The sequence below is a fragment of the Pelomonas lactea genome (assembly GCF_043555885.1).
In the GTDB taxonomy this organism is placed as follows: Bacteria; Pseudomonadota; Gammaproteobacteria; order Burkholderiales; family Burkholderiaceae_C; genus Pelomonas; species Pelomonas lactea.
The window spans coordinates 580,082-605,903 of the sequence record NZ_JBIGHX010000001.1 but is presented as its reverse complement, the minus strand read 5'-3'; the positions used below and the strand labels follow the sequence as shown (position 1 = coordinate 605,903).

Sequence of the window (25,822 nt, the reverse complement as noted above, 5' to 3'; positions counted from 1 at the left end):
GTCCAAGGAGTTCGTCATGGATACCCCGCTCGCCCCCGCCGTACCGACCGCCGCCCCGCCTCCCGTTGCGCAACTGGCCTGCACGCTGCTGTTTGTCGACGACGAGCCGGCCATCCTCAACGCGCTGCGCCGGCTGTTCCGGCCGCTGGGCCACCGCATCCTGCTGGCCGAGAGCGGCGAGGCGGCACTGCAGCTGCTGGCACAGGAGAAGGTTGATCTGGTGCTGTCGGACATGCGCATGCCGGGCATGGACGGCGCGCAGCTGCTGCAGGCGGTGTGCCAGGGCTGGCCCGACGTGGCGCGGCTGCTGCTGACCGGCTATGCCGACATCGGCTCCATCGTCGCCGCCGTCAATCAGGGCGAGATCCAGCGCTACATCGCCAAGCCCTGGGACGACCAGGAGCTGCTGCTGGCGGTGCGCGAGGGCCTGGAGCGCGCGCGGCTGCGCGAGGAGAACCGCCGGCTGCAGGCGCTGACGCAGGCGCACAACGCCGAGCTGGAGCGACGCGTGGCCGCCCGCACGGCCGAGCTGTCGCAGGTGAACGACATGCTGGAGCGTGCGTTCGCCGAGCTGCGCGAGAGCTTCCTGCTGTCCGTCAAGGTGTTCGCCGGCCTGATGGAGCTGCGCGAGGCCGGCCAGGCCGGCCATGCAGAGCGCGTGGGGCAGCTGGCGCGGCGCCTGGCGGCCGAGCTGGGCCTGTCGTCGGCCCAGCAGGACGATTGCTACGCCGCCGGCCTGCTGCACGAGGTGGGCAAGATCGGCCTGCCCGATGCGCTGCTGCGCAAGCCGGTGTCGATGATGCGCGGCGAGGAGCTGGCGCTGTACCGCCGCTACCCGTTGCTGGGCGAGGCGGCCCTGATGCCGCTGACGGGGCTGCGCGGCGCGGCCCGGCTGGTGCGCGCCCACCAGGAGCGCATCGACGGCCTGGGCTTTCCCGATGGCCTGGGGGGCGCCGACTTGCCGGTGGCCGCCCAGGTCGTGGGGCTGGCCGCGGCCTTCGAAGGGCTGCAGGCCGGCCGCCTGTCGGAGCGCCGGCATGACGAGGCCCGCGCCCGCGCCGTCATCCACGGCACGGCCGGCACCCATTTCGCCCCGGCCGTCGTGGCGGCCTTCGAGCGCCTCGCGAGCGTCGCGCCGGCGCCGGCCACCCAGGAGCTGGCGCTGCCGGCCTCCGAGCTCAGGCCCGGCATGGTGATGGCGTCCGACCTGCTGAGCCCGCAGGGCACGCTGCTGCTGGCCGCGGGCTTCGTGTTCGACGCCGGCGTCATCGCCACCCTCCGCGACCTGGTCGCGCGCGAGGGGCTGGGCACGATCTTCCGCATCCGCGACACCCGCGCCGCGGCCGCCCCGACCGTGCGCACCCCCACGTCACTCGAAAGCACGCCATGCCGATCCCTGTGACCCCCTCCGTTCCGTTGCACGTGCTGCTCGTCGACGACGAGCCCGCCATCCTCCAGGCGCTGGTGCGCGCGCTGCGCCGCGGCGCCGCCGACGGCCTGTGGCCGGCGCTGCGCACCGAGGCCTTCACCGATCCGGCCGCCGCACTGGCCCGCGCGCGGGAGCAGAGCTTTGCGCTGGCCATCAGCGACTTCCGCATGCCCGGCATGAACGGCGCGCAGTTCCTGACCGGCCTGCGTGAGTGCCAGCCCGACTGCCGGCGCATCATCCTGTCGGCCCATGCGGACTTCGAGGGGCTGACCGACGCCATCAACTCCGCGCGCATCTCCCTGTTCCTGTCCAAGCCGTGGAACGAGCCCGAACTGCTGGCCGCGGTGCACGAGCAGCTGGAGGACCACCGGCGCCGCCTCGAGACCGAGCTGCTGGCCGAGCGCCAGCGCCTGGCGCAGGGCCAGCTGAGCCCGCAGGAGGCGGAGCGCCGCCGCCTGGAGCGCATGGAGCCCGGCATCACGCAGGTGTGCTGGAGCAGCGACGGCGCCTACGTGCTGGATCCTGTGGACGGCGCCATCGTCTGATGCCATGAGTACCGCCTGCCTGCCCCACGATGTGCCGGTCCTGCCCTGCGGCCTGCGCGCGGCCCTGGAGGCGGTGAGCGCCGCCCTGCTGGCGCACGATGGCGAGCACATCGTCTTTGCCAACGACGCCATGCTGCGACTGCTGGGCTGCACGCCGGCCGAGCTGCCGCAGCTGGCCCCCGAAGCCTGGGCCGCGCCGGGCCAGCAGGCCGCGCTGCGCGACTACGGCCGCCGCTGCCTGGACAGCGAGGGCGCGCTGCCGGCCATGGAGATCGAGGCGGTCAGCGCCAGCGGCACCCGGCGCCACCTGGAGATCGCCGCGCGCCGCCTGGACACCGAAGCCGGGCCGCTGGCACTGCTGACCTGCCAGGACTTGAGCGACATGCGCCACGTGCAGAACAGCCTGCTCGAAGTCGGCCGGGTGATGTACCAGATCGTCGAGAACGGCCCCGTGGCCAGCTATGTCATCGACGGCAGCCACCGCGTCACACACTGGAACGCGGCCTGTGCGCAGCTGACCGGCCGCACGTCGAGCCAGATGCTGGGGGGCAACGAGACCTGGCGCGCCTTCCACGAGCATGTGCGGCCCACCCTCGCGGAGCTCATCGTCGATGGCCGGCTGCAGGCTGACGGGCCGCTGTACTACGGCGATGCGCTGCAACACTCGCCGCTGCTGCCCGACAGCTACAGCTACGAGGGCTTCTTCCCGACGCTCGGTCCGGCCGGCCGCTGGCTGTGCGTGACGGCGGCGCCGCTGCGCGGCATCGACGGCCAGGTCATGGGCGCCATCGAGACGCTGCAGGACGTGACGACGCGCCACCAGGCCGAGGAGCAGCTGCGCCGCCACCAGGTGGAGCTGGAATCCACCGTCGCCCAGCGCACCGCCGAGCTGAGGCTGACGCACCGGGAGCTGGAGGCCTTTCTGGAGAACGCGTCGGTGGGCATCGTCGCCACGCGCGATCTCAAGGTCGCGCGCAGCAACAAGAAGTTCGCCGAGATCCTGGAGCTGCCGGCCGACGTGGCGGCTGCCGAGCTGGCGCCGCGGCGCTTCTTCCTGGACAGCGCCGATTTCCACGACCTCGGTCGCCTGGCGACGAATGCACTGCGTGCCGGCACCTCGCTCGTGCACCAGATGTGGCTGCGGACCTGGACGGGCCGGCGCATCTGGGTGCAGCTGATCGCCTACGCGTCCAACCCCGCCGGCAGCACGCCGGGCATGTGGTGGCTGCTGCAGGACCACACCGAGGTTTTGCGCGCACAGGAAGAGCTGGTCAACAACTTCCGCAACATGCAGCTGACGAACGCGCGGCTGGAGGAAGCGCAGAACCAGCTGCTGCAGTCCGAGAAGATGGCCTCCATCGGCCAGCTTGCCGCCGGCGTGGCCCACGAGATCAACAACCCCATCGGCTTCGTCAACTCCAACCTCGGCACGCTGAGGCGCTACGCCGAGCAGCTGATGGCGCTGACGCAGGCCTACGTCGCCCGCGAGCGCGGGCCGGTGGACGCCGAGCTGGCCGAGCTCAAGCGGGCCGCCGACCTGGACTTCATCATGGAGGACCTGCCCTCGCTGCTGGACGACAGCGAGGACGGCCTGTCGCGTGTGCGCAAGATCGTGCAGGACTTGAAGGACTTCTCGCGCGTGGACCATGCCGACTGGCAGGACGCCGATCTCAACGCGGGCCTGGAGTCCACGCTCAACGTCGTCATGAACGAGGTCAAGTACCGCGCCGACGTGCGGCGCCAGTACGGCCCGCTGCCCCCGGTGCGCTGCCTGGCGGGACAGCTCAACCAGGTGTTCATGAACCTGATCGTGAATGCCGCGCACGCCATGCCGGCCGACCGGCGCGGCGTCATCGCGCTGGCCACCGGCGTGGTGGCCGAGGAGGGCGGCGACTGGGCCTGGATCGAGGTGGTCGACGACGGCTGCGGCATGACGCCGGAGGTGCAGCGCCGCATCTTCGAGCCGTTCTTCACCACCAAGCCGGTGGGGCAGGGCACGGGCCTGGGGCTGTCGCTGTCCTTCTCCATCGTGCAGAAGCACGGCGGGCGCATCGAGATGGAATCCGCCCCCGGCGAGGGCACCCGCTTTCGCGTCTGGGTGCCCGTTGCCGGCCCGGCCGCAGCCTGAGCGGGATCAGCGCGCCAGCGGCGTCGTCGCAGCCTCGATGCGGGCCAGCACCTCCGGCGTGAGCTTGGGCGTGACGGCCAGCGCGCCGAGGTTGTCGCGCAGCTGCTCGATGCGGCTGGCGCCCAGGATGACGGTAGACACGCGCGGGTTGCGGTTGATCCACGCGATGGCCAGTTGCGCGGGCGTGCAGCCCAGCTCGGCCGCGATGTCGACCAGCTGGCCGACCGCGTCGTTGCGCGCCTTGTCCTGCAGCTGCTCGCGCAGCCAGCCCATGCTCTCCAGCGCACCGCGGCTGCCGTCGGGGATGCCGCCGCGGTACTTGCCGGTCAGCAGACCCGAGGCCAGCGGGCTCCAGGTGGTGAGGCCCAGGCCGATGTCCTCGTACAGCCGCGCGTACTCCTGCTCCACGCGCTTGCGGTGGAACAGGTGGTACTGCGGCTGCTCGACGACGGGCTTGTGCAGGTGGTGGCGGTCGGCGATGTCCCAGGCCGCGCGGATGTCGGCCGCCGACCACTCGCTGGTGCCCCAGTACAGCGCCTTGCCCTGGCGGATGATGTCGCTCATGGCCCACACGGTCTCCTCGATGGGCGTGTGCGGGTCGGGGCGGTGGCAGTAGATCAGGTCCAGGTGCTCCAGCTGCAGGCGCTTGAGCGAGCCGTCCACGGCCTGCATCAGGTACTTGCGGTTCAGCGTGTCCTTGCGGTTGGTCGTCGTCACGCCGTCGCGCGACAGGCCCCAGAAGAACTTGCTGGAGACGATGTAGTCCAGCCGGTTCCAGCCCAGCGCCTTGAAGGCCTGGCCCATGACGACCTCGCTCTCGCCCTGGGCGTAGACCTCGGCGTTGTCGAAGAAGTTGATGCCGGCGTCGAACGCCGCGGCCAGCATCTCGGTGGCGGCCTTGGTGTCGACCTGGTTGTGGTACGTGACCCAGGAGCCGAGCGAGAGTTCGGAGACCTGGAGGCCGGCGCGGCCGAGGCGGCGGTATTGCATGGGCAGATCCTGTGGGGGCTGGGGAAAGCGCGGCAGCTTACGCGGGCCGGCCCGGGCCTGTCCCGCGGGCGGGTATCGTTGCGGCCATGAACCTCGCCGTCATCGGCGCGGGCCCTGCCGGCCTCGCGCTCGCCCTGCTGGCCGCCGAGCGCCTGCCGGCCGCCCAGATCCACCTCTTCGACACCCGCCCGCTGGACCGCGACGTCCGCGGCGACGCGCGCACGCTGGCGCTCAACCTCGGCAGCATCCGGCTGCTGCAGCGGCTGCACGCCTGGCAGCCGGCCGCGGCCCAGGCCATCCAGACCGTGCACGTCAGCCAGGCGCCGCCGTCGCCGGTCTCCGGCGAGGTGCGCATCCGCGCCGCCGACCTCGGCGTGCCGCAGCTGGGCGCCGTGCTGCCCTACGGCGCGCTGGTGGCGCCGCTGCAGCAGCGCTGGCTGGACGTCGCCGCCGCCGCGCCGCAGCGGCTGTTCACGCGCTTCGGCACGCCCGTGCACGCGATCCGCTCCGACGCCGACGGCGTGGAGCTGGACAGCGGCGACGGCCCGCTGGTGGAGCGCTTCGACCTGGCCGTCGTCGCCGAGGGCGGCGTGTTCGCCGAGCAGGAACGCAAGCGCCTCAGCAGCGACTACCACCAGAACGCGTGGGTCGGCACCGTGCGGCTGGCGTCGCCCGGCCTGCAGGGGCTGGCGGTGGAGCGGTTCACGCGCAACGGGCCGCTGGCGCTGCTGCCGCTGCCCGACGACGCGCAGGGCCCGCGCGCCGCGCTGGTGTGGTGCCTGCCGCAGGCCGAGGACGACATCGCCGCGCTCAGCGATGCGCAGCGCCTCGTCGTCATCCAGCAGCAGCTGCCCGACGCCGCGGGCCGGCTCACCGGCATCTCGGCGCTGAAGTGCTTCCCGCTGGGCCTGAACGCCGAGACGCGGCTGCTGCAGGGCCGCACGCTGCGCATCGGCAACGCGGCGCAGACGCTGCACCCCGTGGCCGGCCAGGGCCTCAACCTCGGCCTGCGCGACGCGCAGGCGCTGATGGACGCGCTGCGCGATGCGGCGGAGACCGGCCTGGGCCTGGACGCCGCGCTGGCCCGCATCGACCGCCAGCGCGCGCCCGACCGCTGGCCCATGATCGCCGCCACCGACTTCCTCGCCCGCAGCTTCGCGTGGCGGCTGCCCGGCCTGCCGGGCCTGCGCGGCCTGGCGCTGGCCGGGCTGGAGCTGGCGACGCCGCTGAAGACGGCCGTGGCAAGACGAATGATGTTCGGCGGCTGACGCGGCCGCACAGGGAGTTCCATGCAGTTCAACCTCACCCTTGCCGCCGCAGCCCTGCTGCTGGCCCTGGCCCAGCCCGCCGCGGCGCAGACCGCGCCGCTGATCCCGCCCACCAAGCCCGTCGCCGGCGCCTCGCAGGAGGAATGGTCCAAGCGCTGGTGGCGCTGGGCGCTGTCCTTCGACGACGAGGACAGCCCCGTGGCCGACCGCGACGGCCGCCTGTGCGCCGAGGGCCAGAGCGGGCCGGTGTGGTTCCTGGCCGGCACCTACGGCACCGCGCGCACCGTGCGCAGCTGCCGCGTGCCGGCGGGCAAGACGCTGTTCTTCCCGCTCATCAACTACGTCACCTTCGAGCCCGACGACGCCGACGAGTCCTGCGCGTCGCTGAAGAAGCGCGCCGCCGAGCTGACACCCGCGCCCGACGCGCTGGTGCTGGAGGTCAACGGCAAGCGCTTCAGCGGCCTGGCCGCGCACCGCCAGGCCACGCGGCGCTGCTTCCGCATCGCCGACGATGACGACACGCTGGCGGCCGGCAACGGCTTCTACGTGGCGCTGGGGCCTTTGAAGAAGGGCCGCTACACGCTGAACTTCGGCGGCATCCTGCCGGGCATGTCGCAGGCGGTGACGTACACGCTCGACGTGGACTAAGGCTCCCTCGGGCCCTGACGAAGCGCCGCGGGAGCGCCCTTTGGGACAATCCCGTCCATGAGCCTGCCCGCCTACATGGACGACCTCGGCCGCGCCGCCCGCGCCGCCGCCACGACGATGGCCGCCGCCTCCACGGCCGCCAAGAACACCGCGCTGCTGGCGCTGGCCCGCCGCCTGCGCGAGGCCGGCCCGGCGCTGGCCGACGCCAACGCGCGCGACCTGGCCGGCGCCGCCGACCTCAGCGGCCCGCTGCGCGACCGCCTCAAGCTCGACGCGAAGACGCTGGCCACGGTGGCTGAAGGCTGCGAGCAGATCGCCGCCATGCCCGACCCCATCGGCGAGATCACCGGCGTGAAGCGCCGCCCCACCGGCATCAGCGTCGGCCAGATGCGCGTGCCGCTGGGCGTGTTCGGCATGATCTACGAGAGCCGCCCCAACGTGACCATCGAGGCCGCGTCGCTGGCCATCAAGAGCGGCAACGCCTGCATCCTGCGCGGCGGCTCGGAGGCCATCCACTCCAACCTCGCGCTGGCCCAGCTGGTGGCTGCGTCGCTGGAGGAAGCCGGCCTGCCGCGCGCCGCCGTGCAGCTCGTCAACACGACCGACCGCGCCGCCGTGGGCCTGCTGATCTCGCAGCCGCAGTGGGTGGACGTCATCATCCCGCGCGGCGGCAAGGGGCTGATCGAGCGCATCTCGGCGGAAGCCAAGGTGCCCGTCATCAAGCACCTGGACGGCAACTGCCACAGCTACGTGGACGAGTTCGTTGACCTGGACCTCGCCGTGAAGGTGGTGGACAACGCCAAGACGCAGAAGTACAGCCCCTGCAACGCGACCGAGTCACTGCTGGTGCATGCGGCGCAGGCCGCGGCCTTCCTGCCGCGCATCGCGGCCGTCTTCAAGGCCAAGGGCGTGGAGATGCGCGGCTGCCTGCGCACGCTGGCCCTGGTGCCCGGCGCCGTGGCGGCTGTCGAGGAGGACTGGTCGACCGAGTACCTGGCGCCCATCATCAGCATCAAGGTCGTGGACTCGCTGGACGAGGCGATCGCGCACATCAACCGCTACGGGTCGCATCACACGGATGCGATCCTGACGACGAATCATGTGTCGGCCATGCGCTTCCTGCGCGAGGTGGATTCGGCCAGTGTCATGGTCAATGCCAGCACGCGGTTTGCCGATGGCTTCGAGTACGGCCTGGGCGCCGAGATCGGCATCTCCACCGACAAGTTCCATGCGCGCGGGCCGGTGGGGCTGGAGGGGCTGACGTCGATGAAGTGGGTGGTGTTGGGGCAGGGTGAGGTGAGGGGGTAAGTCGCGCTCCGACATTCTTAGCAAACGACTTCTTGGACTTGCAGGGACGGGTTTAATGGAGCTGGCTCAAGCGGTTTATCAGTGGGGCGGGCTCTTCTTTATCTGCCTTGGGCTAATCCTGGCCTTCGTCGGACTCGTTCGAGGCGACTGCCCATTCATTGGCCGTAGCAAGCTTGCGGACTCATGCGTTTCTCGCATCGCCATTGGAGCTGGTATTGCGATGATCTGGCCAGTTTTTCTGGTCTTCGCAGGCATCTCGACACTCACTGGTCTTTCGCGTCGTCGACGCAGTTAGCCTGGTTGGGGTGAACGCAGTGAACCCCAACGAAATCCTGCCTGAGGTTTGCCTCCCCGACTGTTGGCATCCGCGTGAGGCCCAGCCGGGAGTTCGCCCCGGCGGGCGACCTTCTTTTTGAGCGACCAAAAAGAAGGCAAAAAGTCGCCCCTGCTCCGTCGCCCCTCGCTGCGCTCGGGGTTCCCTGCGATGCTCGGAACCCGAGGCCCGCGCAAAACTCCCTGCGTTCGCTGCGCTCACTCCGGTCAGACAGTTGCGCGGAGTCAGACGTCGATGCGGGCTTCGCCCGCGCCTCGGGCTCCTGCGCTTCTCGGCTCCTCCAAAGGGGGGTGAAGTAACAGCCAACAGCCAACAGCCAACAGCCAACAGCCAAACGTCAAACGTCAAACGTCAAACGCGGCAGTCGTTCTCGGCGTTGCGCGTCTCGACCGTTGGCATTCACCTCCACGTTGCAGATGGCCTGCGCGTCGCTCAGCGTGGCGACAGAGCCGCTCGGCACTGCCCCAGGTTGAAGCGCGCCGCCTTCAGCAGCGGCGCGGCGGTGTCGGCGTCGGTGGGGGCGAAGGTGCTGGGCGCAGCCTCGTCCAGCACGGCCCGCGACCATTGCACGCAGTCGGCATGCCGGCCCAGCCGGTGCGCGGCAATGGCCATGTCGTTGCGCCAGCGCCAGACGCCGAAGTGGTCCATCAGCCGTTCGCAGGCCGTGAGGCCGGCGCCCCACGCGTGCAGCGCGGCGTCGAAGCGTTTGGCGCGGTAGTCGGCCAGCCCGCGGGCATGTTGCTGGCGCAGCGCGTCCGGGCGGCAGGCGGCGGGCAGCGGCAGATAGTCGCCGTCGAAGTACGCGCGCATGCCGCAGAACTCGCGGCAGGACTCCTCGGTGGCGGGCATAGCCGCCACGGCGATGCGGCCGTCGCGGCCTTCGGTGAGCGTGATGCGGCAGCTGTCGGCCGTGCCCTCGTTCAGCTTGGCGCCGCTCAGCCGCCCCTGCAGCTCGCAGGTGTGGGCGTTGGCGCCCACGGTGCTGATGGCGAAGGTGCGCGCGGCGCGGTCCAGCGTCAGCTGGCCCCAGCCGCGCTCGGTGCCGTAGTCCACCGGCGCAGCGCCGGCCTGCAGCGTGGCGGCCAGGGCGCAGGCCGCCAGCCATCGGGGTGAAGAGGCGCGCATCAGTGGGCGAGGGCAGAAGTCCGCGGGGGTGCGAAGGTAGCATCCCGCCCATGCAAGACAACCGCAAAGCCCTGGTGCTTTTTTCCGGTGGCCAGGACTCCACCACCTGCCTGGCCTGGGCGCTGGACCGCTACGCCGAGGTCGAGACGCTGGCCTTCGACTACGGCCAGCGCCACCGCGTGGAGCTGGACTGCCGCAACACCGTGCGCGCGCAGATCGCCGCGCAGTTCCCGGCCTGGGCCGGCAAGCTGGGCGCCGACCACCTGCTGGACCTGTCGTTGCTGGGCCAGATCAGCGACACCGCGCTGACCGATGAGCGTGCAATCGAGTTGCAGGCCAACGGCCTGCCCAACACCTTCGTGCCCGGGCGCAACCTGCTGTTCCTGACCTTCGCCGCGACGCTGGCCTACCGCCGCGGCGCCTCGGTGCTGGTGGGTGGCATGTGCGAGACCGACTTCTCCGGCTACCCCGACTGCCGCGATAACACGATGAAGGCGTTGCAGGTGGCGCTCAGCCTGGGGCTGGACGCGCCCATGACGCTGGAGACGCCGCTGATGTTCATCGACAAGGCCGCCACCTGGCGGTTGGCCGAATCGCTCGGTGGCGACGCGCTCGTGAAGCTCATCGTGGAAGAGACGCACACCTGCTACCTCGGCGAGCGCGGCGAGCTGCATGCCTGGGGGCATGGTTGTGGCCACTGCCCGGCGTGCGCGCTGCGAGCGAAGGGCTTCGAGCGGTACAAGGCCGGCGCATGACTGCCTGGCAATGGGTGGGCGTCTCGGCCGCCGCGCTGCTGTTCTTCTGGGGTGTGGGTGCCTACAACCGGCTGATGTCGATGCGCAATGCCATCGGCGACGCGTTCGCGCAGCTGGACACGCACCTGAAGGAGCGCAGCGAGGTCTGCGACAAGCTGCTGGCCGCAGTGGGCCCGCGCCTGCCCAGCGAGCAGGCCACCTTCGATGCGTTGGCCACGGCGCAGGCCGAGTCCCAGGCCGCCACGCAGGCCGTGCGCGCCAAGCCCTGGGCGCCCGACCCGGCCGGCAGCCTGGCCGTGGCCGGCGCGCTGCATGCGGCGGCGCTGACCCGGCTGCTGTCGCTGCTGGACCACCAGGCCGAGCTGCGCAGCGAGACCGAGATCGACGGGCTCATCAGCGAGCTCAAGCTCATCGAGCGCCAGCGCGCCTTCACGCGCCAGGTCTTCAACCAGGCGGTGAACCAGTACAACGACGCGCTGCGCCAGTTCCCGACGCGCGTGCTGGCCAACCTGTACGGGTTCGGCGAGGCGCGGTCGCTGTAACGCGGGGCGGGGCTCGCTGCGCTGGCGAGGCTCTTCGGTCAGCGAGGTCCGTAGGCGGGATCGAAGGGATCGAAGTCGCTCAATGCAAAGCGTCGGAACTCATCGACGTGCGTGCGTCGCGCGACGAGCTTGTTGTGCTGATAGTCCCGCTCTTCCACTCGGCCGGTCAGGAAGTCGGCAGATCGTTCCTGCCGAGAAGACCCGGTTCCCTCCCCAGGTGCGCCGCAGTTGGTGCTCTGACTGTCGAGGCCGGCGACAACCCAGTCGCCCTGATGGAATGCGATGCGGAAGCGATCAAAGCTGGTCCCACAGCCACCGCGGTAGTTGATCTGGATCGAGAAGCGCTGTGCGCCTTGCGCCTGCACCAGTTCTACGTAGTGGCGGCTCCCGCCAAAGTCGAAGGGGGCAGACAGAACCTGCAGCTTGATCGGTCCAGTGGCCGCCTCGTCAGCGACGAACACCCAGGCCTGCCTGCTGCCGTCAGCGTTGTCCGTGCAGCTTGCGATCAGGCCGACATGACGATGCGCCTGGGGCCGGGCGATGTGAGCGATGTGATGGCACTGCGCGGAGTTGGCGCTGCCGGTTTGGCGGAGCAGAAAGGCTGCCAGGCTGGGTGCTTCATCCTGAGCCCCAGCTACGCCTGCCAGCGTGCCTAGCGCCAGCGCCCCCCACCGCCAACAACGTCGCATCAAATCAATGCACCTCGATCGCACCCGATGCGCACATCTCCTTGAACAGCGCGGCCATGGCTTCGCCGCTCATCGCATACGGGTCCAGACGCCCGGTCTCCGAGTATTTCAGCAGCAGCGCCGGATTGAGCCGCTGCAGGTTGACCTGGCCCATGGTCCAGCCGGCGAAACCGCGTTCGGTGATCTCCTCGTAGGCGAGCAGGATGACGTCCTGGTGGCGGCGGTCCTCGACGATGCGCTTGTAGCGCGCGTTGACGGCGTTGCGGCCGCCCTCCAGCACCTGCACGAACACCCCGTCGGAGAAGCACAGCAGCCCGGTGATGCCTTCGGCCGGGTTGTGCTCGCGGGAACTCTTGAGAATGGCGGCCAGGTCGGCGTCGGCAAGGGGCGTGGCCGCGCGGCTGGCGTACATCAGTCGGACGAGCATGGTTCAGCCTTTGGCAATCAGGGACAGGAATTCGCGGCGCAGGTTGGCGTCCTTCAGGAATGCGCCGCGCATGACGCTGTTGGTCATCTTGGACTCGCTGTCCTTCACGCCGCGCCAGTGCATGCAGAAGTGGTCGGCCTCCATCACCAGGGCCAGGCCGTCGGGCTGCACGCGCTCTTGCAGCTCGTTGGCCAGCATGGTCACGGCTTCTTCCTGGATCTGCGGGCGGCTCATGATCCAGTCGCACAGCCGTGCGTACTTGGACAGGCCGATGAGGTTGGAGTGCTCGTTGGGCAGCAGGCCGATCCAGACCTTGCCCATGATGGGGCACAGGTGGTGGGAGCAGGCGCTGCGCACGGTGATCGGGCCCACGATCATCAGCTCGTTGAGGCGGCTGACGTTGGGGAACTCGGTGACCGAGGGCGCCGCCGCGTAACGACCCGCGAAGACTTCCCGCAGGAACATCTTGGCCACGCGCTTGGCGGTGTCCTGGGTGTTGTGGTCGCTGTCGGTGTCGATGACGAGGCTCTTGAGCACCTCCTGCATCTTGGCCTGCACCTCGGCCTGCAACGCGTCCAGCTCACCCGGCTCGATGAAGGCGGCGATGTTGTCGTTGGCGTGGTGGCGGCAGCCGGCGGACACCAGTCGGTAGCGGATGCGCTCGGACACCGGCAGGTCGTCGGTCGCAGGGGAGTCGGGTGCATTCATGGCGCCGGATTGTGCGGCGATTGCCACTTCTACACTGGCCTCATGTCTCAAAGCCCCTCTGCCGCCGGTCACAGCGCCCCCCTGCACCGCCTGCTCGCCGCCGCGGCCGACGCCGTGCAGGGCGTGCGCGACGGCCGGTCGCTGACCGATCTGCTGGCCAAGGTGCCCGCCGAACTGCGCCCCGGCACCCAGGCGCTGGCCTTCACGGCGTTGCGCCGCCTGGGGGCGGCTGAAGCGGCGCGCCAGCAGCTCGCGCCCAAGGCACCGCCGCCGCGCGTGGACGCGCTGCTGCTCGTCGCGCTGGCGCTGCTGTGGCCCGACCCCGAGCCCGATTCGTCGCCCATGTATGCGGACCACACGCTGGTGGACCAGGCCGTCAACGCCGCCAAGCAGCGCGCGCCGGCCAGCGTGGGTTTCGTCAACGCCGTGCTGCGGCGTTTCCTGCGCGAGCGCGCCGCGCTGGTGGCGGCGGCCGAACGCACGCCGCTGGGCGCCTTCAACCACCCGGCTTGGTGGGTCGAGAAGCTGCGCCAGGACTGGCCCCAGCAGTGGCAGGCGATCCTGGCCGCCAGCAACCGCCCGCCGCCGATGACGCTGCGCGTACACGCCCAGCGCGGCACGGCGGCCGACTACGTCGAGCGGCTGGCCGCCCTGGGCCTGGGCGCCCGTGCGCTGGGCGGCGCGACGCCGCAGGCCGTCGTGCTGGACCGGCCGGCGCCGGTGTCGGCGCTGCCCGGATTTGCCGAGGGGTGGGTGTCGGTGCAGGACGCCGCCGCGCAGCTGGCGGCGCCGCTGGTCGTTGGGACCGGTCTGAAACCCGGCGCCCGCGTGCTGGACGCCTGTGCCGCCCCCGGCGGCAAGACGGCCCACCTGCTGGAACTGCAGCCCGACCTGCAGCTCACCGCGCTGGACGCCGACGCGCAGCGCCTGTTGCGTGTGCAGGACAACCTGAAACGGTTGCAACAACAGGCAACGCTGAAGGCCGCGGATGCGCGCCAGACGGCCGCCTGGTGGGACGGCCAGCCGTTCGACGCCATCCTGCTGGACGCCCCCTGCAGCGCCTCGGGCATCGTGCGCCGCCACCCCGATGTGCGCTGGCTGCGCCGGCCCGACGACATTGGTGCGCTGGCGCAGGTGCAGGCCCAGCTGCTGGACGCGCTGTGGCCGCTGCTGGCGCCGGGTGGGCGGATGGTCTACGCGACCTGCTCGGTGTTCCGCGCCGAGGGCCAGGCGCAGCTCGACGCATTTTTGCAACGCCAGCCCGACGCGAAGTCCCACGCCGTGCCCGGCTTCACGGGACACCTGCTGCCCCTGGCTGACAATGCCCGCCAATCCGAGCCGCCCCTGGACGGCTTTTTCTACGCCCTGCTGACCAAGCCCTGAGTTGTTCGCCCGCATCGCCATCGCTGCCTTCTTCGCCGCGCTGCTCGCCCTGATCCCGGGCGGGGCGCGGGCCGAAGGCGTCGAGCTGGCCCAGCTGGCCACGCGCAAGACCGAGGACGGGCTGGAGCTGAGCTTCTCCACCCGCTTCGAGCTCAGCCGCGCCGCCGAGGATGCGCTGCACAAGGGTGTGCCGCTGAACTTCGTCGCCGAGGCCACCGTGCTGCGCAACCGCTGGTACTGGCGCGATGCGCGCATCGCGCAGAGCGAGCGGGCCTGGAAGCTCAGCTGGCAGTCGCTGACCCGGCAGTACCGCGTCTCCACCGGCGGCCTGCACCAGAGCTTCAGCTCGCTGGACGAGGCGCTGGCCGTCATCCGGGGCGTGAGCGCCTGGCGCATCGCCGAGCCCAAGGACATCGAGGACGGCGGCAGCTACTACCTGGAGTTCAGCTACAAGCTGGACGTGAGCCAGCTGCCCCGCCCGATGCAGATCGGCCTGCAGTCGGGCTTTGCGCTGAGCATCGAGCAGAAGCGCAACTTCGCGGCCGACTTCTCCTTGAAATGACAAGGGCTGGACTCAGGGTCTCCTCGAACCGGCCGGCCGCCCTCCCGGAGCGGCCATGACGAAAGTCGCGCGTTGGGGCTGGGTCATCACGCTGGTGACCCTCACCGGCGTGGCCGGCGTGCTGGCCTTCGTGCTGACCGTGGGCAACACGCCCGAGCGCGGCTTCTTCGAGCGCCACTACCACTGGCTTTACTGGGTCAACGTGGCCGTCGCGGCGGTGCTGACGCTGGTCATCCTGACGGCCGCCGTGCGGCTGGTGGTGCGCGTGCGGCGCGGCCGCTTCGGCAGCCGGCTGCTGCTGAAGCTGGCGGGCATCTTTGCGCTGGTGGGCGTGGTGCCCGGCGTGATGATCTACGCCGTCTCCTACCAGTTCGTGAACCGCAGCATCGAGACCTGGTTCGACGTGCGGCTGGCCAGCGCGCTGGAGGCCGGCCTCAACCTCGGCCGCGGCACGCTGGACGCGATGGTGGCTGACCTCGGCACCAAGACGCGCGACGCCGCCGATCAGCTCGCCGACGGCAGCATGCCGCAGCTGCTGGCGCTGGAGCGGGTGCGCGACAAGCTGGGCGCGCGCACCGTCGCGCTGGTGGGCGGGCGCGGGCAGATCCTGCTGGAAAGCGGCGGCGACACCAGCCAGCTGACGCCCGACCGGCCCAGCGAGACCATGCTCAGCCGCGCGCGCGGTGGGGCGCCGGCCAGCCAGCTCGAAGGTCTGGAAGACGAAGCCGCCGCGCTGCAGAACGGCGCCCGCATCCGCGCGCTGGCGCTGCTGCCCAACACAGAACTGCGCCTGGGCCTGGGCGAGCGCTACCTGATGGTGGTGCAGCGCGTACCGGCCAGCATGCTCAGCAATGCGCTGGCAGTGCAGACCGCCAACAGCGAGTACCAGCAGCGCTCGCTGGAGCGCGTGGGCCTGCGCCGCATGTACCTGGGCACGCTGACGCTGGTGCTCATCCTGGCCGTGTTCGGCGCGCTGCTGCTGGCCGTCACGCTGGGCAACCAGCTTGCGCGGCCGCTGCTGATGCTGGCCGACGGTGTGCGCCAGGTGGCCCAGGGCGACCTGTCCGTGCGCCCCGTGCTCGCGTCGCGCGACGAACTGGGCGGCCTGACGCGCTCCTTCGCCGACATGACCGGCCAGCTCGCCGACGCGCGCGCCCAGGTGTCGCGCACCGTCGCCGAGCTGGACGCCGCCCGCACCCACCTGCAGACCATCCTCGACAACCTGACTGCCGGCGTGCTGGTGTTCGACCCCGAGGGCCTCATCGAGACCGTGAACCCCGGCGCCACACGCATCCTGCGGCTGCCGCTGTCGGCCTACGTCGGCCGGCCGCTGGCCGACGTGCCGGGGCTGCGCGACTTTGCCGCGTCGCTGACGCAGCGCTTCGAGCAGCACTTGGGCCCCGACCCCGCCGAGCGCGACATGGACCGCGAGCTGTGGCAGGAGTCGTTCGAGCTGCAGCTGGACCCCAAGCAGGACCCGCTGACGCTGCTGGTGCGCGGCGCGCCGCTGCCCTACGGCGCGCGGCTGCTCGTGTTCGACGACATCTCCGAGGTCGTCTCCGCGCAGCGCTCCGCCGCGTGGAGCGAGGTCGCACGCCGGCTGGCCCACGAGATCAAGAACCCGCTCACGCCCATCCAGCTCTCCGCCGAGCGCATGCAGCACAAGCTGGAGGCCAAGCTCGAAGGCACCGACCAGGCCATGCTGGTGCGCTCCGTTGCCACCATCGTCAACCAGGTGCAGGCGATGAAGCAGCTGGTCAACGAGTTCCGCGACTACGCCCGCCTGCCGTCCGCGCAGCTCAAACCGCTGGACCTCAACGCGCTGGTGCTGGAGGTGCTCAGCCTCTACGCCGAGGCGCAGGAGAAGGGCCGCCTGGCCACCCAGCTCGCGCCCGGCCTGCCCTGCATCAAGGGCGACGCCAGCCAGCTGCGCCAGGTCATCCACAACCTCGTGCAGAACGCGCTGGACGCGGTGCACGAGCGTGCCGACGGCCGCGTCGTCGTGCGCTCGTCGCTGTCCGTCACCGAGGCCGGCGCGCCGCGCTCGGTGCGGCTGCACATCGTCGACAACGGTCCCGGTTTCGCCGAGAAGGTGCTCAAGCGCGCCTTCGAACCCTATGTGACGACCAAGACCAAGGGCACCGGCCTGGGTCTGGCGGTCGTCAAGAAAATCGCCGATGAACACGGCGCCCGCATCGCCCTGCGCAACCTGCATCCCGCATCCGATGCGGGTTCTCCCCCTGACGACGGTGCCGAGCAGCCCGTGATCGGCGCGCAAGTTTCGCTATCATTTTCGAATCTAGCGCCCGTCACCGAGCCCGGTGCCGCCAGCGCCAAGACCTAAGGATTCATGGCCACCATTCTTGTTGTCGACGACGAACTGGGCATCCGCGCCCTGTTGTCAGAAATCCTCAGCGACGAGGGGCACACCATCGAGCTTGCCGAGAACGCCGCCCAGGCGAGGGCCGCGCGCGAGCGCTCGCGCCCCGATCTCGTGCTGCTCGACATCTGGATGCCCGACGTCGACGGCGTCACGCTGCTGAAGGAATGGGGCGGCGCCGGCCTGCTCACGATGCCCGTCATCATGATGAGCGGCCACGGCACCATCGATACGGCGGTCGAGGCCACCAAGTTCGGTGCCATCGCCTTCCTCGAAAAGCCCATCACGCTGCAGAAGCTGCTGCGCGCCGTCGAGCAGGCGCTGGTCAAGACCGCACCGCCGCGCCCGGCGCCGCCGGCCGTGGGCCTGCCCAGCTACGCGCGCCCCGAGCCCTCGGTCATGGGCCTGCCCGCCGCGCCCAGCCAGAGCGTCGGCGGTCTGTCCGGCCACCTGCCGGTGAACAACCACGGCAGCGGGCTGCTGGCGTCCGAGCAGACCTTCGAGCTCGACCGCCCGCTGCGCGAGGCGCGCGATGCGTTCGAGAAGAGCTACTTCGAGTTCCACCTCGCCAAGGAAAACGGCTCCATGACCCGCGTCGCCGAGAAGACCGGCCTGGAGCGCACCCACCTGTACCGCAAGCTCAAGCAGCTGGGCGTGGACCTCAGCCGCAACAAGCGTGGCGCCGGGGGCTGACGAGTCGCAAAAAGTTGTGCTACAGTCGCGGACTTCGCTGAACGGCTAACCGGCCGGGTAGTGAGAAAAAGGCCAAGTAGCTCAGTTGGTAGAGCAGCGGATTGAAAATCCGCGTGTCGGTGGTTCGATTCCGCCCTTGGCCACCAGATACAGGCCCCTGATTCCCGATGGAGTCAGGGGCTTTTTGTTTGCTGTGTCGCCGGTCCGCCCATGGGCCTTCGACGGTGCCAGTCTCGTGGGTTGACTGCCGTAACAAGGACCCACCATGGCCGCTGGAAACACCCCCGTGCACGACGAACTGCTGGCGCTCGTCAACCGCAGCCTGTGCACCCGCACGCTGACCGTGTTTGCGCAGGAGTCGCGGCTGGATGGCGAGAGCCTCAAGGACGCTGTGGAACGCTACGAGGTCGACTACGCCTGGCATGTGCTGGGCTCTGACCGCCTGCGCCACGAGACCGTCGCGCGGCTGGAGGCCACGCTCGGATGCGCGGCAACCGATGCGCAGAAGGCCTGCGTGGCCGACGTGCTGCGCGCCGCGGCCGCGGGCCAGGCGGCCGACGCGCTGATGAGTTTCGACAACGACGTGGCCGAACAGCTGGCCGCGTTGCTGTGCGCACGCACGGCAAGCCGCACGCCTGCCGACGTCGAAGCGGTGAGCTGACCGGCCGCGGCCGGCCGTATGTCGCGCAGATCGAGGCGGCGGCTGCTTGGCGTCAGCCCCGCAGTGCCCGTTTTGCCGTCAAGGCCATGAAGACCGCGAACACGACGACCACCAGCAGCCCGGTCGTCAGCGACGAGTGCTCGGCGATGAGGCCGATCAGCGGCGGGCCGGCCATCATGCCCAGGTAGCCCACGCCCGACACGGCAGCGATGCCGTGCGCCGACGACACGCCCGGCACCTTCGACGCGGCACTGAACAGCACCGGCACGACGTTGGACAGGCCCAGGCCCACCAGCGCGAAGCCGACCAGCGCGACGGCGGGCGAGGGCACCGACAGCGCGAGCGCCATGCCGGCCGCGCCCAGCACGCCGCTGAGGCGCATCAACCGGGTGCCCGACATGCGCGCGCGCACCCAGTCGCCGCCGAAGCGGCCGATGGCCATCGCGCCGCTGAAGCTGGCGTAGGCCAGCGCGGCGGTGCTGGGCTCGCTGGCGCGCTCCTGCTTCATGAACAGCACGCTCCAGTCGTACATGGCGCCTTCGGCGATCAGGCCCATGGAGGCCAGCACGCCCAGCAGCAGCAGCGGGCCGCGCGGCAGGCTCAGCGGGTGCTTCTCCTCGGCTTCCTTCTCGGGCACCGGCAGCATCGCGCGGCTGCCCACCAGCACGACGACGGCGCCCAGCCCGGTCGCCACCAGCAGGTGGGCCTGCGCGCCCAGGCCCAGCGCGGGCGCGGCACTGCCCAGGGCGGCGCCGGCCATGCCGCCGAGGCTGAACATGCCGTGGAAGCCGCTCATCAGCGGCTTGGCGGCCAGGCGCTCGATCTCGGTGGCCTCGGTGTTGATGGCCACGTCCACCAGGCTGCCGGTGATGCCGAACAGCAGCATGACCGTCAGCAGCGCCGCGTAGGCCGATCCGGCCAGCAGGCAGGCGATGGACGCGCAGCAGGCCACGCCCATGACGGCGGACACCGCGCGCGGCCCCCAGCGGCCGACGATGCGGCCGGCCTGCGCCAGGGCCATCAGCGCGCCGACGCCGCCGGCCAGCATGGCCAGCGCCAGCGCCTGCTCGCCCAGGCCGTAGTGGCCCTTCACCGTGGGCACATGCACGCCCCAGGTCGCGAACATGACGCCCAGCACGAAGAACTGCGTGCGCAGCGCGCGCGACGCGCCGACGACGGGGCTCACTTGGCGCTCGCGCTGATGCGGGTGAAGAACTCGTAGACGCCCTGGTCGCCCATCTTGCGGGCGTCGGCCAGCTCGCCGCCTTCGGTGGCGTACAGCAGCTTGCCCTGTGGCGACAGCACCGCCACGGCGGGGATGCCCTTCTTCAGCGGCACGCGGTAGCCCTCGGCGATGTCGACGTTGCGGTCGAAGCGGCCCACGTCCACCTTGACGACCTTGAAGCTCTTCGCGATCAGCGGCGCGCTGGGGCCGGTCTTGAACGTCGCGTCCAGCATGCGGCAGTCGCCGCACCAGTTGGCGCCGAACACCACCAGCACCGGCAGCCTGGCCTTCTCGGCCTCGGCCAGCGTGGCGCGGATGGCGGCCTTGGCGTCGGCGGCTTCGTCATAGATGGCCGGCGGGCCGGCGAGGGCGGTCAGGCTGGTGGCGAGCAGCAGGGAGGCGGTCAGGAAGCGCATGGGGATGGCGGAATTGGAATCGCTTCCACGAAGTTTAGTGGAAGAATTTTGTTTAGTAAAATATTGCGGGCGATGGCCTCAAGGGCGGCCGGCCGCGGCTTCGAAGAAGCGCCAGATCTGGTCGTTGGCGTCCAGCGCGGCGGAGCCGGCGGCCTTGCCGCGGCGCTGGGCGGGCGCGCCGGGCCAGGAGTGGCCGCCGGTGTCGGTGACGCACAGCTGCACGCCGACGCCGCCGGCACACCCGCGGTTGGCCTCGCAGGTCGCGCCGGGCGCATCCAGCGTGCGCTGCGGCGCGGCGGTGCAGTGGTTGCGCTGCACCCAGCGCGAGATCGTGTCGGGCACGGACACGAAGTCCATGACCTTGCTCTTGTCGCGGAACGCATCGGCCCCGGCGCCGCCGTTGAACAGCACGTGGGTGTCGTCCCTGGCGTGGATGTGCAGCACCGCGATGGGCCGGCTTGGCGTGCAGCGGTCGGTGGCATCGGTGCCGGCCACGGCGGCGACGGCGCGGAACACGTCGGCCGCCTCGCAGGCCAGGCGGTGGCTCATCATGCCGCCGTTGGACATGCCGGTGGCGAACACGCGGCTGGCGTCGACGCGGTAGCGCTGGCTCAGCGCCTTGACGACCTCGCGCAGGAAGCCCACGTCGTCGACACCCTTGTCGCGCGCATCGCCGCAGCAGCCGCCGGCGTTCCAGGTGGCGAACTTGCCGCCCGGGAACTTGCTGTAGCCGTTGGGGAAGGCGACGATAAAGCCCGCCTCGTCGGCCTTGCGCTGCAGGCCGTAGTTCTCGGCCATGTGCTCGGCATGGCCGCCGCCGCCGTGCAGGGCCAGCACCAGCGGCGCGGGCTGTGTGGCATCGCGCCCGGCCGGCAGGTGGACGAGCACCTTGCGGCCCTGCACCTGCAGCTCCTGCAGGCCGCCCGCAGCGGGCGCGTCGGCGGCCTTGTCGGCGCGGCGCTGCTCGAGGCGGGCCTTGAGGCGGTCGCGCAGCGTGTCCTGCGCCTGGGCCGCCGGCAGCAGCAGCGCCAGGGCCAGCCAGCACAGGGCGCGCCGCACGGTCAGACCCCGCCGCCCAGCACGCGGTAGACCGCGACCAGGTTCTGCGCGCGCAGGCTCTGCACCTGCACCAGCGCCTGTTGGGCGGTGAACAGCGAGCGCTGCGCATCCAGCACGTCCAGCGAGCTGGCGATGCCGGCCTTGTAGCGCTCCTCGGCCAGCGCCAGCCGGCGCGCTTCGGCGTCCACCTGCGCGGCCTGCGCCGTGCGCTGCTCGGCCAGCGTGGCGCGGCCGGCCAGCGCGTCGGCGACGTCGCGGAACGCGCCCTGGATGGCCTTCTCGTACTGCGCCGTCGCCGCGTCGCGCTGGGCGCGCGCGGCGGCCAGGTTGGCGCGGTTGCGGCCGGCGTCGAACAGCGGCTGCACCAGCGACGGTGCAAAGCTCCAGACAGTGTTCTTGAACAGGTTGTCCAGCTGGCTGCTGGCGGTGCCCAGGCTGCCGGTCAGCGTGATGCGCGGGAAGAAGGCCGCGCGGGCGGCACCGATGTTGGCGTCGACCGCGGCCAGCGCCTGCTCGGCCTGGCGCACGTCGGGCCGGCGCGTCAGCACCTCGGCCGGCACGCCGGCGGGCAGCTCGGCCAGCGGTTCGAAGTCGGCCAGCAGCCCGGTGGGCGCGGGCAGGTCGGCCGGCGGCGTGACGCCCAGCAGCAGCAGCAGCGCGTTCTGGTCCAGCGCGCGCTGGCGCTGCGTCTGCGCGTAGGCCACGCGCGCGGCCTGCAGCGCCGACTCGGCCGTGCGCAGGTCGATCTCGCTGGTGATGCCGCCCTCGAAGCGCTGGCGGATCAGCGACAGCGACTGCTCGCGGCTGGCCAGCGTGTCGCGCGTGATCTTCAGCAGCGCCTCGTCGGCCTGCAGCGCGATCTCGGCCGTGGCGACGGCAGCCACCAGCGCGATCTGCACCGCCTGCTGGTTGGCCTCGGCGGCCAGCAGCTGGGCCTGCGCGGCGGCGTCCAGGCTGCGCAGGCGGCCGAACAGGTCCAGCTCGTAAGCCGAAACCTGCAGCCCCGCCTGGTAGTTGCTGGTGATGCCGCCGCTGCTGTTGGGCGTGCGCGAGCCGCTGATGCCGACGTTCACCGTCGGCCACAGGTCGGCCTCGCGCGCGGCTGCAGTGGCACGGGCGGCGCCGATGTTGGCGACGGCTACGCGCAGGTCGCGGTTGTTGGCCAGCGCCAGCGGGATGAGCCGCTGCAGCCGCGCGCCCTGGAAGGCCTGCGCCCAGGGCAGGGCGGCGGCGGCCGTGGCGCCGGTGCCGCCGGCGTTCGGGAACGCGGCGGCCGGCAGCGCGGCCTGGGCGCTTTCAGTGGCGGTGGGCTTCTTCGGCTCGGGGCCGGCGCAGGCGGCCAGCAGCGCGGCCGTGGCGATCAGCGTCAGCGCGCGGGTCATGCCTGGCTCCCGGATTCTTCTTCGTTTTCATGGGCATCGCGCCGGCGCTGCCGCTCGCTGCCAGGGAAAAAGCGCCGCACGACGACGAAGAACACCGGCACGAACAGCACGGCCAGCAGGGTCGCGGTGATCATGCCGCCCATGACGCCGGTGCCGATGGCGCGCTGGCTGGCCGAGCCGGCGCCGCTGGCGAGCACCAGCGGCAGCACGCCGAGGATGAAGGCCAGCGACGTCATGACGATGGGCCGGAAGCGCAGGTGCGCCGCCTCGATGACGGCTTCGAACACGCTCTTGCCATGAGCCTGCAGGTCCTTGGCGAACTCGATGATGAGCACCGCGTTCTTGGCCGACAGGCCGATGATGGTGATCATGCCGACCTTGAAGTAGACGTCGTTCTCCAGCCCGCGGATGTTGGCGCCCAGCACGACGCCGAGAACCCCCAGCGGCACGACCAGCAGCACGGCCAGCGGGATGCTCCAGCTCTCGTACAGCGCGGCCAGGCACAGGAACACCGCCAGCAGCGAGAAGCCGAACAGGATGAACGCGGTGGAGCCCGACAGCTTCTCCTCGCGCGACTGGCCGGTCCACTCGTAGCCAAAGCCGTCGGGCAGCGTCGCGGCGATCTTCTCCATCTCGGCCATGGCCGCGCCGGTGGACACGCCCTTGGCCGGTTCACCGGCGATGCGCATCGTCGGGTAGCCGTTGTAGCGCACCGTCTGCAGCGGGCCGGTGATCCACTTGCTGCTGGCGAACGACGCCAGCGGCACCGGCTGGCCGGCCGTGTTCTGCACGTTCAGCTTCAGCAGGTCCTCGGGCTGCATGCGCGCGCTGGCCTCGGCCTGCACGACGACGCGCTGCAGCCGGCCGGCGTTGGGGAAATCGTTCACGTAGCTGGACCCCAGCGACACGCCCAGCACCGAGTTGATCGCGGCGATGGGCACGCCCAGCGCGAGCGCGCGTTCGCGGTCGATGCTGAGTTCGAGCTGCGCGGCGTCCTCCAGGCCGTCGGGCCGCACGGCGGCCAGCAGAGGGTTCTTGGCGGCGGCGGCCAGCAGCTGGTTGCGCGCGGCCAGCAGCTCGGCGCGCGTGTGGCCGCTGCGGTCCTGCAGCCGGAACGCGAAGCCGTTGGCTCGGCCCAGGTCGCGGATGGGCGGCGGGCTGACCGGGAAGATCACCGCGTCGCGGATCTTGCCCAAGGCGCCGAAGCTGCGTTGCACCAGGGCCTGCGCGCTGTGTTCGGCGCCGTGGCGCTCGTCCCAGGGCTTGAGCGTGACGAAGCCCAGCGCCGCGTTCTGACCCGAGCCGGCAAAGCTGAAGCCGACGACGCTGACCATGCTCTCCACCTCGGGCTGCTTGAGCAGGTAGTCCTCGGCCTGCTGCATGACGGCCAGCGTGCGCTGCTGCGTGGCGCCCGGGGGCAGCTGCACGTTGACGAGGATGCTGCCCTGGTCTTCATTCGGCACGAACGACGTGGGCAGGTTGCGGAACAGCAGCGCCGCCGCGCCGATGACGGCCACGTAGACGATCAGCATGCGGCCGCCGCGGTGGATGAGCTTGGCCACCCAGCCTTCGTAGCCCTTGGCCGTGCGCGCGAAGCGGCGGTTGAACCAGCCGAAGAAGCCGCGCTTCTCGACGTGATGGCCGGCCTCGACAGGCTTGAGCAGCGTGGCGCACAGCGCCGGCGTCAGCGACAGCGCGAGGAACGCCGAGAACGCGATCGCCGAGACCATCACTGCCGCGAACTGGCGGTAGATGTTGCCGATGGCGCCCGAGAAGAACGCCAGCGGCACGAACACCGAGATCAGCACCACGGTCACGCCGACGATGGCGCCCGAGATCTGCCCCATCGCCTTGCGCGTGGCCTTGAGCGGCGACAGCCCCTCCTCGCTCATGATGCGCTCGACGTTCTCCACCACGACGATGGCGTCGTCCACGACGATGCCGATGACCAGCACCATGCCGAACATCGTCAGCACGTTGATGGAGAAGCCCAGGGCCAGCAGCGTCGCGAAGCTGCCCAGCAGCGCGATGGGCACCACCAGCGTCGGGATCAGCGTGTAGCGGATGTTCTGCAGGAACAGGAACATCACGAGGAACACGAGGAACACCGCTTCGATCAGCGTCTCGACGACCTGCGAGATGGAGATGTCGATGAACAGCGAGCTGTCGAACGGGATGCTGGCCTTCACGCCCGACGGGAAGTAGGGCTGCAGCTCCTTGAGGCGCTTCTTGACGAGGGCAGCCGTCTGCAGCGCGTTGGCCGATGGCGCCAGCTGCACGCCGATGCCCACCGACGGCTGGCCGTTCAGCCGCGTGATGCGGCCGGTGTAGGCCTGCGCGCCCAGCTCCACGCGGGCCACGTCCTTCAGCCGCACGGTGGAGCCGTCGGCGTTGGCGCGCAGCACGATGTTGCCGAACTGCTCGGCGCTGGTCAGCTGGCCGCGCACGACGACGGTCGCGGCCACCGTCTGGCCGGGCACGTTGGGCAGGTCGCCGATGGCGCCCGAGTCCACCTGCGCGTTCTGCGCGCGGATGGCGTCGTTCACGTCGGCCGGCGACAGCCGCAGGCCGACGAGCTTGGCCGGGTCCAGCCAGATGCGCATCGCGCGCTCGGTGCCGAATAGCGAGGCCTGGCCCACGCCCGGCACGCGCTGCAGCTCGGGCAGCAGCGAGCGGGCGACGTAGTCACCCAGCGCCGTCGTGTCGACGTCGGGGTTGGTGCTGGACACGATGGTGAACAGCAGGAAGTTGGGGTTGGCCTTGTCGACGCGCACGCCCTGCTGGATGACGCTGGACGGCAGCCGCGGCGTGGCCCGCGCGAGGCGGTTCTGCACGTCCACCTGCGCGAGGTCGGGGTTGGTGCCGGGCTCGAAGTTCAGCGTGAGGGAGCCCGAGCCGTCCGACTGCGCGCTGGCCTCCATGTAGATCAGGCCCGGCGCGCCGTTCATCTCGCGCTCGATGATGCTGATGACCGCGTCTTCCAGCGTCTGCGCGGAGGCGCCGGGGTAGGTGACCGACAGCTGGATGGCCGGCGGGGCCACCGGCGGGTACTGCGCGATCGGCAGCTGCGTGACCGCGACGCCGCCGATGACGAGGATGAACAACGCAATGACCCACGCGAAGATGGGCCGGTTGATGAAGAACTGCGCCATGTCGGGTCAGCTC

23 protein-coding genes and 1 tRNA gene are annotated in these 25,822 nt (G+C 70.8%); 14 read left to right on the top strand and 10 right to left on the bottom strand.

The annotated features are described in order from the left end of the window. Positions 1–16 precede the first annotated feature (16 nt). From nosR to ACG04Q_RS02655, 3 genes are read left to right on the top strand one after another with little or no spacing between them, the layout of a single operon-like run. The gene (gene nosR / locus ACG04Q_RS02665; protein ID WP_394509268.1) at positions 17–1,402 is read left to right on the top strand and encodes a response regulator c-di-GMP phosphodiesterase, NosR family; all 1,386 of its coding nucleotides are present in this window, start codon (positions 17–19) and stop codon (positions 1,400–1,402) included. After that, positions 1,399–1,974 carry a response regulator gene (locus ACG04Q_RS02660; RefSeq protein WP_394509267.1) on the top strand — a complete coding sequence of 192 codons (576 nt, stop codon included), beginning with the start codon at positions 1,399–1,401 and terminating at the stop codon, positions 1,972–1,974. The genes nosR and ACG04Q_RS02660 overlap by 4 nt, the downstream gene beginning before the upstream one ends. Positions 1,975–1,978: 4 nt before the next feature. Beyond that, on the top strand, positions 1,979–4,102 hold the full coding sequence (locus ACG04Q_RS02655) for a PAS domain-containing sensor histidine kinase (RefSeq protein ID WP_394509266.1): 2,124 nt from the start codon (positions 1,979–1,981) through the stop codon (positions 4,100–4,102). Between the two features lie 6 nt (positions 4,103–4,108). Here the strand turns inward: ACG04Q_RS02655 and ACG04Q_RS02650 are convergent, their stop codons facing one another. After that, positions 4,109–5,092, bottom strand: coding sequence for a potassium channel beta subunit family protein (locus ACG04Q_RS02650; RefSeq protein WP_394509265.1), 984 nt, complete (start codon positions 5,090–5,092; stop codon positions 4,109–4,111). 86 nt (positions 5,093–5,178) lie between these two features. Between ACG04Q_RS02650 and ACG04Q_RS02645 the strand changes: the two genes are divergently transcribed. The 3 genes from ACG04Q_RS02645 to ACG04Q_RS02635 are packed head-to-tail and all read left to right on the top strand — an operon-like array spanning position 5,179 to position 8,316. After that, the gene (locus ACG04Q_RS02645) at positions 5,179–6,360 is read left to right on the top strand and encodes an FAD-dependent monooxygenase (protein ID WP_394509264.1); all 1,182 of its coding nucleotides are present in this window, start codon (positions 5,179–5,181) and stop codon (positions 6,358–6,360) included. Between the two features lie 21 nt (positions 6,361–6,381). Beyond that, entirely contained in the window at positions 6,382–7,008 is a 627-nt protein-coding gene (locus ACG04Q_RS02640; RefSeq protein ID WP_394509263.1) for a hypothetical protein, read from the top strand. Positions 7,009–7,056: 48 nt separating this feature from the next. Next, on the top strand, positions 7,057–8,316 hold the full coding sequence (locus tag ACG04Q_RS02635) for a glutamate-5-semialdehyde dehydrogenase (protein WP_394509668.1): 1,260 nt from the start codon (positions 7,057–7,059) through the stop codon (positions 8,314–8,316). A gap of 766 nt (positions 8,317–9,082) precedes the next feature. Here ACG04Q_RS02635 and ACG04Q_RS02630 read toward each other — a convergent pair. Then, complete coding sequence (locus tag ACG04Q_RS02630; protein ID WP_394509262.1) at positions 9,083–9,775, bottom strand: hypothetical protein; 693 nt, start codon at positions 9,773–9,775, stop codon at positions 9,083–9,085. Between the two features lie 50 nt (positions 9,776–9,825). On the opposite strand from ACG04Q_RS02630, the gene queC reads away from it, so the two are divergent. Together queC and ACG04Q_RS02620 are read left to right on the top strand one after the other, a co-directional pair. Further along, a complete protein-coding gene (gene queC, locus ACG04Q_RS02625; RefSeq protein ID WP_394509261.1) occupies positions 9,826–10,530 on the top strand; it encodes a 7-cyano-7-deazaguanine synthase QueC in 705 nt (234 codons plus the stop codon). After that, complete coding sequence (locus ACG04Q_RS02620; protein ID WP_394509260.1) at positions 10,527–11,072, top strand: LemA family protein; 546 nt, start codon at positions 10,527–10,529, stop codon at positions 11,070–11,072. The genes queC and ACG04Q_RS02620 overlap by 4 nt, the downstream gene beginning before the upstream one ends. A 38-nt stretch (positions 11,073–11,110) precedes the next feature. On the opposite strand, the gene ACG04Q_RS02615 is transcribed toward ACG04Q_RS02620, so the two are convergent. Genes ACG04Q_RS02615 through folE form a run of 3 tightly spaced genes read right to left on the bottom strand, consistent with a single transcriptional unit; the run spans position 11,111 to position 12,896 of the window. Beyond that, a complete protein-coding gene (locus ACG04Q_RS02615; RefSeq protein ID WP_394509259.1) occupies positions 11,111–11,761 on the bottom strand; it encodes a hypothetical protein in 651 nt (216 codons plus the stop codon). A gap of 4 nt (positions 11,762–11,765) precedes the next feature. Next, the gene (locus ACG04Q_RS02610; protein ID WP_394509258.1) at positions 11,766–12,188 is read right to left on the bottom strand and encodes a BLUF domain-containing protein; all 423 of its coding nucleotides are present in this window, start codon (positions 12,186–12,188) and stop codon (positions 11,766–11,768) included. 3 nt (positions 12,189–12,191) lie between these two features. Continuing rightward, positions 12,192–12,896, bottom strand: a complete 705-nt coding sequence (gene folE, locus ACG04Q_RS02605) for a GTP cyclohydrolase I (RefSeq protein WP_394509257.1) — start codon at positions 12,894–12,896, stop codon at positions 12,192–12,194. Between the two features lie 42 nt (positions 12,897–12,938). Between folE and rsmB the strand changes: the two genes are divergently transcribed. The 6 genes from rsmB to ACG04Q_RS02575 all read left to right on the top strand — a co-directional run bounded on the left by rsmB (position 12,939) and on the right by ACG04Q_RS02575 (position 18,575). After that, positions 12,939–14,279: a 16S rRNA (cytosine(967)-C(5))-methyltransferase RsmB gene (gene rsmB / locus ACG04Q_RS02600; protein ID WP_394509256.1), complete on the top strand. Its 1,341-nt coding sequence runs from the start codon at positions 12,939–12,941 to the stop codon at positions 14,277–14,279. A 1-nt stretch (position 14,280) separates the two neighbouring features. Beyond that, a complete protein-coding gene (locus ACG04Q_RS02595) occupies positions 14,281–14,841 on the top strand; it encodes a DUF4390 domain-containing protein (protein WP_394509255.1) in 561 nt (186 codons plus the stop codon). A 55-nt stretch (positions 14,842–14,896) separates the two neighbouring features. Next, positions 14,897–17,185: a sensor histidine kinase gene (locus tag ACG04Q_RS02590; protein WP_394509254.1), complete on the top strand. Its 2,289-nt coding sequence runs from the start codon at positions 14,897–14,899 to the stop codon at positions 17,183–17,185. Positions 17,186–17,191: 6 nt separating this feature from the next. Next, a complete protein-coding gene (locus ACG04Q_RS02585; protein WP_394509253.1) occupies positions 17,192–17,914 on the top strand; it encodes a response regulator in 723 nt (240 codons plus the stop codon). Between the two features lie 70 nt (positions 17,915–17,984). After that, positions 17,985–18,060 (top strand) — tRNA-Phe (locus ACG04Q_RS02580). 119 nt (positions 18,061–18,179) lie between these two features. Further along, positions 18,180–18,575: a hypothetical protein gene (locus tag ACG04Q_RS02575; RefSeq protein WP_394509252.1), complete on the top strand. Its 396-nt coding sequence runs from the start codon at positions 18,180–18,182 to the stop codon at positions 18,573–18,575. A 52-nt stretch (positions 18,576–18,627) separates the two neighbouring features. Here ACG04Q_RS02575 and ACG04Q_RS02570 read toward each other — a convergent pair whose 3' ends face one another. The 5 genes from ACG04Q_RS02570 to ACG04Q_RS02550 all read right to left on the bottom strand — a co-directional run bounded on the left by ACG04Q_RS02570 (position 18,628) and on the right by ACG04Q_RS02550 (position 25,809). Further along, a complete protein-coding gene (locus ACG04Q_RS02570; protein WP_394509251.1) occupies positions 18,628–19,761 on the bottom strand; it encodes an MFS transporter in 1,134 nt (377 codons plus the stop codon). Then, positions 19,758–20,216, bottom strand: coding sequence for a thioredoxin family protein (locus tag ACG04Q_RS02565; protein WP_394509250.1), 459 nt, complete (start codon positions 20,214–20,216; stop codon positions 19,758–19,760). The genes ACG04Q_RS02570 and ACG04Q_RS02565 overlap by 4 nt, the downstream gene beginning before the upstream one ends. Before the next feature lie 78 nt (positions 20,217–20,294). Continuing rightward, positions 20,295–21,275 carry an extracellular catalytic domain type 1 short-chain-length polyhydroxyalkanoate depolymerase gene (locus ACG04Q_RS02560; RefSeq protein ID WP_394509249.1) on the bottom strand — a complete coding sequence of 327 codons (981 nt, stop codon included), beginning with the start codon at positions 21,273–21,275 and terminating at the stop codon, positions 20,295–20,297. Positions 21,276–21,277: 2 nt separating this feature from the next. After that, positions 21,278–22,657, bottom strand: a complete 1,380-nt coding sequence (locus ACG04Q_RS02555) for an efflux transporter outer membrane subunit (protein ID WP_394509248.1) — start codon at positions 22,655–22,657, stop codon at positions 21,278–21,280. Further along, entirely contained in the window at positions 22,654–25,809 is a 3,156-nt protein-coding gene (locus tag ACG04Q_RS02550; RefSeq protein WP_394509247.1) for an efflux RND transporter permease subunit, read from the bottom strand. The genes ACG04Q_RS02555 and ACG04Q_RS02550 overlap by 4 nt, the downstream gene beginning before the upstream one ends. Positions 25,810–25,822 lie beyond the last annotated feature (13 nt).

What these genes read in the sequence shown, in the direction of transcription:
- ACG04Q_RS02620 (WP_394509260.1), top strand. Translation starts at nt 10,527, where the DNA reads ATGACTGCCTGGCAATGGGTGGGCGTCTCGGCCGCCGCGCTGCTGTTC.
- ACG04Q_RS02615 (WP_394509259.1), bottom strand. Translation starts at nt 11,761, where the DNA reads ATGCGACGTTGTTGGCGGTGGGGGGCGCTGGCGCTAGGCACGCTGGCA.
- rsmB (WP_394509256.1), top strand. Translation starts at nt 12,939, where the DNA reads ATGTCTCAAAGCCCCTCTGCCGCCGGTCACAGCGCCCCCCTGCACCGC.
- ACG04Q_RS02630 (WP_394509262.1), bottom strand. Translation starts at nt 9,775, where the DNA reads ATGCGCGCCTCTTCACCCCGATGGCTGGCGGCCTGCGCCCTGGCCGCC.
- ACG04Q_RS02585 (WP_394509253.1), top strand. Translation starts at nt 17,192, where the DNA reads ATGGCCACCATTCTTGTTGTCGACGACGAACTGGGCATCCGCGCCCTG.
- ACG04Q_RS02590 (WP_394509254.1), top strand. Translation starts at nt 14,897, where the DNA reads ATGACGAAAGTCGCGCGTTGGGGCTGGGTCATCACGCTGGTGACCCTC.
- ACG04Q_RS02555 (WP_394509248.1), bottom strand. Translation starts at nt 22,657, where the DNA reads ATGACCCGCGCGCTGACGCTGATCGCCACGGCCGCGCTGCTGGCCGCC.
- queC (WP_394509261.1), top strand. Translation starts at nt 9,826, where the DNA reads ATGCAAGACAACCGCAAAGCCCTGGTGCTTTTTTCCGGTGGCCAGGAC.
- folE (WP_394509257.1), bottom strand. Translation starts at nt 12,896, where the DNA reads ATGAATGCACCCGACTCCCCTGCGACCGACGACCTGCCGGTGTCCGAG.
- ACG04Q_RS02650 (WP_394509265.1), bottom strand. Translation starts at nt 5,092, where the DNA reads ATGCAATACCGCCGCCTCGGCCGCGCCGGCCTCCAGGTCTCCGAACTC.
- ACG04Q_RS02575 (WP_394509252.1), top strand. Translation starts at nt 18,180, where the DNA reads ATGGCCGCTGGAAACACCCCCGTGCACGACGAACTGCTGGCGCTCGTC.
- ACG04Q_RS02640 (WP_394509263.1), top strand. Translation starts at nt 6,382, where the DNA reads ATGCAGTTCAACCTCACCCTTGCCGCCGCAGCCCTGCTGCTGGCCCTG.
- ACG04Q_RS02550 (WP_394509247.1), bottom strand. Translation starts at nt 25,809, where the DNA reads ATGGCGCAGTTCTTCATCAACCGGCCCATCTTCGCGTGGGTCATTGCG.
- ACG04Q_RS02565 (WP_394509250.1), bottom strand. Translation starts at nt 20,216, where the DNA reads ATGCGCTTCCTGACCGCCTCCCTGCTGCTCGCCACCAGCCTGACCGCC.
- ACG04Q_RS02645 (WP_394509264.1), top strand. Translation starts at nt 5,179, where the DNA reads ATGAACCTCGCCGTCATCGGCGCGGGCCCTGCCGGCCTCGCGCTCGCC.
- ACG04Q_RS02610 (WP_394509258.1), bottom strand. Translation starts at nt 12,188, where the DNA reads ATGCTCGTCCGACTGATGTACGCCAGCCGCGCGGCCACGCCCCTTGCC.
- nosR (WP_394509268.1), top strand. Translation starts at nt 17, where the DNA reads ATGGATACCCCGCTCGCCCCCGCCGTACCGACCGCCGCCCCGCCTCCC.
- ACG04Q_RS02655 (WP_394509266.1), top strand. Translation starts at nt 1,979, where the DNA reads ATGAGTACCGCCTGCCTGCCCCACGATGTGCCGGTCCTGCCCTGCGGC.